At 79.8% G+C, this 6,063-nt stretch carries 3 protein-coding genes; 2 read left to right on the top strand and 1 reads right to left on the bottom strand.

Annotated features, from left to right (window positions below):
- Positions 1-241 precede the first annotated feature (241 nt).
- A complete protein-coding gene (locus tag ACI8AX_RS14935) occupies positions 242-1,150 on the top strand; it encodes a maleylpyruvate isomerase family mycothiol-dependent enzyme (RefSeq protein ID WP_456550620.1) in 909 nt (302 codons plus the stop codon).
- Here the strand turns inward: ACI8AX_RS14935 and ACI8AX_RS14930 are convergent, their stop codons facing one another.
- Positions 1,151-2,377 carry a M23 family metallopeptidase gene (locus tag ACI8AX_RS14930; RefSeq protein ID WP_456550619.1) on the bottom strand — a complete coding sequence of 409 codons (1,227 nt, stop codon included), beginning with the start codon at positions 2,375-2,377 and terminating at the stop codon, positions 1,151-1,153.
- 340 nt (positions 2,378-2,717) lie between these two features.
- On the opposite strand from ACI8AX_RS14930, the gene ACI8AX_RS14925 reads away from it, so the two are divergent.
- Positions 2,718-6,044: a BTAD domain-containing putative transcriptional regulator gene (locus tag ACI8AX_RS14925; RefSeq protein WP_456550618.1), complete on the top strand. Its 3,327-nt coding sequence runs from the start codon at positions 2,718-2,720 to the stop codon at positions 6,042-6,044.
- Positions 6,045-6,063: the final 19 nt, after the last annotated feature.

Here is a 6,063-nt window from a genome sequence, read left to right as displayed (position 1 = left end):
GGACCGAGTAGCCGACCGGGCCCCCCCCCCCCCCCCCCCCCCCCCCCCCCCCCCCCCCCCCCCCCCCCCCCCCCCCCCCCAGGGCGCGGGGCGGCGCATCGGCGGCCCGGCGTCCTCGCCGCGCGGGTGGAGTCACCCCACAGACGTCGGCGGCAGCACGCGCGGCCTTGACCGTGCCTCCCCCACCGGGGGGAGATGCAGGCCACGCCTGCCCGGCCGGCGGGGCGGGTACCCGGCCGGCATGGTGCGACGCGACTCCGCCCCGGCGAGGCAGGGCATGGCCGACGCCGGCCGCGACGTGGTCGGCGGCATGGTGCTGCCCGCCTGGGACGCCTTCATCGCGCAGGCCGAGGCCGTCGACCTGGACCGTCCCACCCGGCTGCCCGGCTGGCGCGCCCACGAGGTGTGCGTGCACCTGGGCTGCTGGGACGACCACGCCGCCCTGGCCGGCCTGGTCGCCTCGGCCCGCGCCGGCGGCACCGGGCAGCCCCCGGACGTCGACGGCACCAACGCCCGGGTCACCGCCGCGCACCGCGACGCCTCCCGGGACGAGGTGCTGGCGGCGCTGCACCGCAACCGGGAGGCCACCGCCCGCTACCTCGCCGAGGAGCCGGCCGAGCTCGACACCGCCCCGACCGTGGCCACGGTGGGCACGCTGCCGCTGCTGTCGGTCGTGCTGGGCCAGGCGTACGAGCTCGCGGTCCACGGCCTGGACCTGGCGCCGCTGGGCACCCCGCCGGTGCCCGGGGAGGTCCTGCAGTCCGGGATCGCCGCACTCGCCGACGTGACCGGCGCCCTCGCGGCGTCCTGCGGGATCACCGGCGGCGTCAGCCTGGTCACCCCGGACGGCGGCTGGAGCCTCGCCGCGGACGGCGCCGGCTGGACCGTGCGGCGCGCAGCCGCCGGCGACACCCCGGGGACGGCGGTGGAGGCGCCGGCCGACCTGCTGCTCGACGCTGCCTCCGGCCGGGTCAACCCGGTGACCGCGCTGGCCCGCCGGCGCCTGCGGGTGCACGACGTCGGCGGGCTGCTGCGGCTGGCGCCCATCGTCTCGGCGGCGCCGGGGATCCCCGGTGGTCCGATCCTGGCGCTGGCCGCCCGCACCCTCGGCGGGGCGGGCGGCCTGCTGGGGCGCCTGCGCGGCCGCTAGCTAGCAGGCGCCGCCGAGGGAGATGCCGTGCGCCGACAGCCACGGCATCGGGTTCACCCGGCTGGCGTAGAGCCCGCCCTCGTGCACCTCGAAGTGCAGGTGCGGGCCCGTCGACTGGCCGCGGTTGCCGACCTCGGCGATCTGCTGCCCCGCCGACACGACCTGGCCGGCGGAGACGAAGAACCGGTTCACGTGCCCGTAGAGGGTGATCGAGCCGTCGCCGTGCTGGACGTAGACCGCCAGCCCGAAGCCGCTGGCGGGCCCGGCCTGCAGGACGACGCCGCCCTCGGGGGCGTAGACGGGGGTGCCGATCGGCGCGGCGATGTCGACGCCCTGGTGCATGGTCCCCCACCGGGCGCCGTAGCAGGAGGTCACCCGGCCCGTCGTCGGCGGCACCGCACCGCCGGCGACCGCCAGCGTGCCGGCCCGCGAGGCGGCGGCGACCTGCGCGGCGTACGCGGCCTCGGCGTCGGCGGCGCCCTGCAGCCGGAGGAGCTCGATCTGGGCGTCGCGCAGCCGGGTGTCGAGCTCGGCCTTGCGGGCGCTGAGCGCGTCGAACTCGGCCTGGGCGTCGGCGAGGTGCTGCTCGGCCGCCGCCGCGGCCTCGTCGGCCGCCTGCCGGGCCTGGTCGCGCTGCGTGACCGCGGCGCGCGCCTCGGCGTCGGCCCGGGACACCTCGAGCTCGGTCGCCTCGTGCTCCTCGAGGACGTCGGCGCGCTGGTCACCGAGGAGCTCGAGGGTCGCCGCACGCTGCAGCAGCTCCTCGGGGCTGTCGGACCCGAGCAGCACCGCGGCGCCGCCGTACACGTCGGCGTTGCCCATGTAGGCCTCGCGGCCGACGTCGGCCACCTCGTCCTCGGCCTCGGCGACGGCGGCCTGCGCGAACGCGAGCCGGGCGGCCGCCAGCTCGGCTGCGGCCTCCGCGGAGGCCAGCTCGGCGCGGGCGACGAGGGCGGCGTCCGCGGCCGCCTCGGCCTCCACGGTCATCCGCTGCAGCTGTTCCTCGGCGGCGCGCACCTCGGTGGAGATGGCCTCCACCTCGGCGGCCACGGCCTGCTGCGCGGCGCGGGCGTCGTCGAGCTCGTCGGCCGGCGCGGCGGCGGCCGGTCCGGACGGCGCCGCCACCAGGACCGCGGCCGCGGCGCCGGCCACCAGGGCGGCGCGCAGCCTGCGGGACGCGGACGCATGGCGCGCGGCGCGGTGGTGCGGGCGGTGCAGGGTCGCCAAGACGGCGGCACTCCGTTCTCCGGTCCGCCGGGTCCGCGGGACGTCGTCCCGCCCGCGCACTGCTGCCCCCGTGCGCGCGCGACCCCGGGACGGCAGGTCCCGGCCGTCCCGGCAGGCAGCCGGGAACGGATCGGCGGGGCCCGCCGAGGTCCCCGGGGTACGGGGAGCGTGGCCCGGCAGAGCCGCGAGCGAGGCTACGTCACATCCGCCCCATCGGTCACGGTCGGATAACACCCGCGGCGCGGCGCCTTGCCCAGTTCGAGGGAGGCGACCTGCACGAGTGGGTGGACCGCCGCTCGCGCAAGGTGACGAACGGCACGGCACCTATGCTCGGGCGGCCATGGGTCAGCTCGCCTTCCGCGTCCTCGGGTCGGTGGGTGCCACCCTCGACGGCGTCCCCCTCGACCTCGGCGGCTGGCGGCAGCGGTCGGTGCTGGCCCGGCTGCTGGTGGCCGCGGGCCGGGTGGTCCCGGTCGAGGTCCTCGTCGGCGACCTCTGGCACGCCGAGACCCCGCCCAGCGCGATGAGCGCGCTGCAGGCACACGTCTCCCACCTGCGGCGGGCCCTCGAGCCCGACCGCGCCCCCCGGACCCCTGCCCGCGTGCTGGTGACCTCACCGCCCGGGTACACCGTGCGCCCTGCGCCCGACGCGGTCGACGCCGCACTGGCCGTGCGGCTGCTCGACGAGGGCGACCGGGTGGTCGACACCGACCCGGTCCTGGCCCGCGACCGGTACTCGGCCGCGCTCGACCTGTGGCAGGGGCCGCCCTACGCCGACTACGCCGACGAGCCGTGGGCGCTGCCGGAGGCGGCGCGGCTGGAGGAGCTGCGCCTCATCGCGGTCGAGCGGCGGGCGGCCGCGGCGCTGGCCGCGCCGGCCGGGCGCGACCCCCTCCCGCAGTTGCGCGCCCACGTCGCCGAGCACCCGCTGCGCGAGGAGGGCTGGCGGCTCCTGGCCCTGGGCCTGTACCGCGCGGGGCGGCAGGGCGACGCGCTGGCCGCCCTGCGGGAGGCACGCGAGCGGCTGGCCGAGGAGCTCGGCACCGATCCCGGGCCCGCGCTGCGCGCGCTGGAGGCCGACGTGCTGGCCCAGGCGCCGTCCCTGGACCCGGTGCGGCTGCCGGGCCCGGCGGTGGGCCGGCCGGCGCCGCCGCTCGCCGCGGAGCCGCCGGCGCCGGCCGCCCCGGGACCCCTCGTGGTGGGCCGTGACGCGGAGCGGGCCGCGCTGCTCCGCAGCGCGGAGGAGTCGGCCGCCGGGAGCCTGCGCGTAGCCGTCGTCGCCGGGGAGGCCGGCAGCGGGAAGACGACGCTGCTCGACGACCTGACCGACCGCCTGGGCGGCCAGGGGTGGACGACGTGCTCGGTGCGCTGCCCGGAGAGCGACGGCGCTCCCCCGGCCTGGCCGTGGACCGAGGCGCTGGGGACGCTCGCGATGGCCTCGCCGCCCGAGGACCCCGCCGCGCTGGCCCCGCTGCTCGCCGCCGACGCCGCCGCCGACGGGCAGGGCGACGCGGCGGGCAACCGCTTCCGGCTGCACCAGGCGGTGGCCCGGTGGCTGGCCGGGGTGGCCGGCCGGGCCCCGCTGCTGCTGGTCGTCGACGACCTGCACCGGGCCGACCAGGAGACAGCGGCGCTGCTGGTGGACCTGGCGGCGGCACTGGCCGGCTCGCCGGTCCTGCTCGTCGTCGGGCACCGGGCCGAGGAGACCTCCCGGCTGACCGAGGTGCTGGCGGCGCTGGCCCGCCGGTCGCCGCTGTCGCTTCGGCTGCGCGGGCTCGACGCCGTCGGGGTCGACCGGCTGGTCGACCGCTGGGCGGCGGCGCCGGTCGACGCGGCGACCCGGGCCGCGATCGCCGCGCGCACCGACGGGAACCCCTTCTACGTGCGGGAGCTGCTGCGCCTGGTCGACTCGGGTGCGGACGTGGCCGAGGTGCCCAGCTCCGTCCGCGACGTCGTCCGGCACCGGGTGGGCACGCTGCCCGGGACGACGGCCTCCCTGCTGCGCCTGGCGGCGGTCTGCGGCCGCGACGTCGACGCCGACGTCCTCCTCGCCGCCGCGGTCGAGGGCGGGTCCGGGGACGAGGAGGCCACCGTCGACGCGCTGGAGACCGCCGTGGTCAGCGGCCTGCTCGTCGAGCCGGGCCCGGGCCGGCTGCGCTTCGTGCACGCGCTGGTCCGCGACACGCTCTACGAGGACCTGTCGTCGCTGCGCCGGACCCGGCTGCACGGCCGGCTGGCCGCCGTCCTCGAGCGGCTGCGCCCCGGCGACGTCACCGGGCTGGCGCACCACACCGCGGCCGCCGGGCCGGGCGCCGCGGCCGCGGCGCTGCGCTGGTGCCAGGAGGCGGCCGGGCTGGCCGAGCGCCGCTTCGCCCATGCCGACGCCGCGGTGTGGTGGCGGCGGGCCGTGGAGGCGGCCCGGTCGGCGGCGCCGGCCGAGGGGGCCGCGGTGGCCCGCCTGCTCGCCGCGCAGGCGCGGGCGACCGCGCTCGCCGGCGCGAGCGGGCCGGCCCGCGCCCTGCGCGCGGAGGCCCTGACCGAGCTCCCCGCCGGCGCCGGCCCCGGGGACGTCGCGCTCGTGCTGCTCTCCTCCGACGTCCCGACCTTCTGGAACGCCCGGGTGGACCCTGCCGACGACGCCGTCGTCGACCGGCTGGAGGCGACGATCGCGGCCCTCGGGCCGGCCGACCCGCTGCGGGCGCGGCTGCTGGCCGCGCTGGCCACGGAGTTCGAGGAGCGGCTGGAGCCGCGCGGTCCGGCCGCCTCGCGCGAGGCCGTGCGCATCGCCCGTGCCGCCGGTGACCCCACCACCCTGGCGCACGCCCTGTCGGCGCGGGCGATCCACACCCACCGCGACTCCGACGGCGACGAGCGCGCCGCGCTCGGCGCGGAGCTGCTGGAGCTGGCCCGCCGGGAGGGGCTCGGCGCGTTCGAGACGGTCGCCCGGCTGGTCCTGCTCCAGGACGCCTGCGGCCGGATGGACTTCGCCGACGCCGACCTCCAGGCGGCCGAGGCCGAGCGGCTGGCCGGGAGCCAGGGCCTGCGGCTGCTGCTGGGCATCGCCCGCGCCTACCGGGGGCTCCGGCACCTGCTGGCCGACCGGCGGGTCGAGGCGCAGGCCGCCTACGACGAGGCCGTCGAGGAGCTCGTCGCCGCCGGCTGGTACCGCGACGTCGGCGAGTCCTTCCGGGAGATCGGCGCCTTCTGCCTCTCGCTGGCCGCCGGCGTCCCCGACCCCGGGCTGCCCGAGCGGGTGGCCGCGGTCTTCTCGGCCGCACCGGACGACCTGCGGGAGATGTGGGCGGCCACCCTGGTGGTCGCCGGCCGCGTCGAGGAGGCGCGGCAGGTGGGCCCGGCCCGTCCGCGCTACGGCCGCGACCCGTTCGGTCCGCTGTTCTCCTACAACCGCGGGCTGGTCGGGCTGGGGATTGGCGACGACGACCGGGTCGCGGAGGCGCTGGCCGACCTCGAGCCCTACGCCGACACGCTGTGCGGGATCGAGAGCGGGTCGGTGACGACCGGGCCGGCGGCCACCCTGCTGGCCCGCCTCGCCGCCTCCCGCGGGGACGACGCCGCGGCCGCGGCCTACCAGCGGCAGGCGGTCGCCCTCGCCGAGCGCCTGGGCCACCCCGGCTGGACGGCCGCGGCCCGGGGGGCCCTGGACTGAGCCGCGCGGGCCGGGGACG

This window comes from Blastococcus sp. SYSU D00813 (genome assembly GCF_054050735.1).
This window is presented reverse-complemented; position numbering and strand designations above follow the sequence as displayed.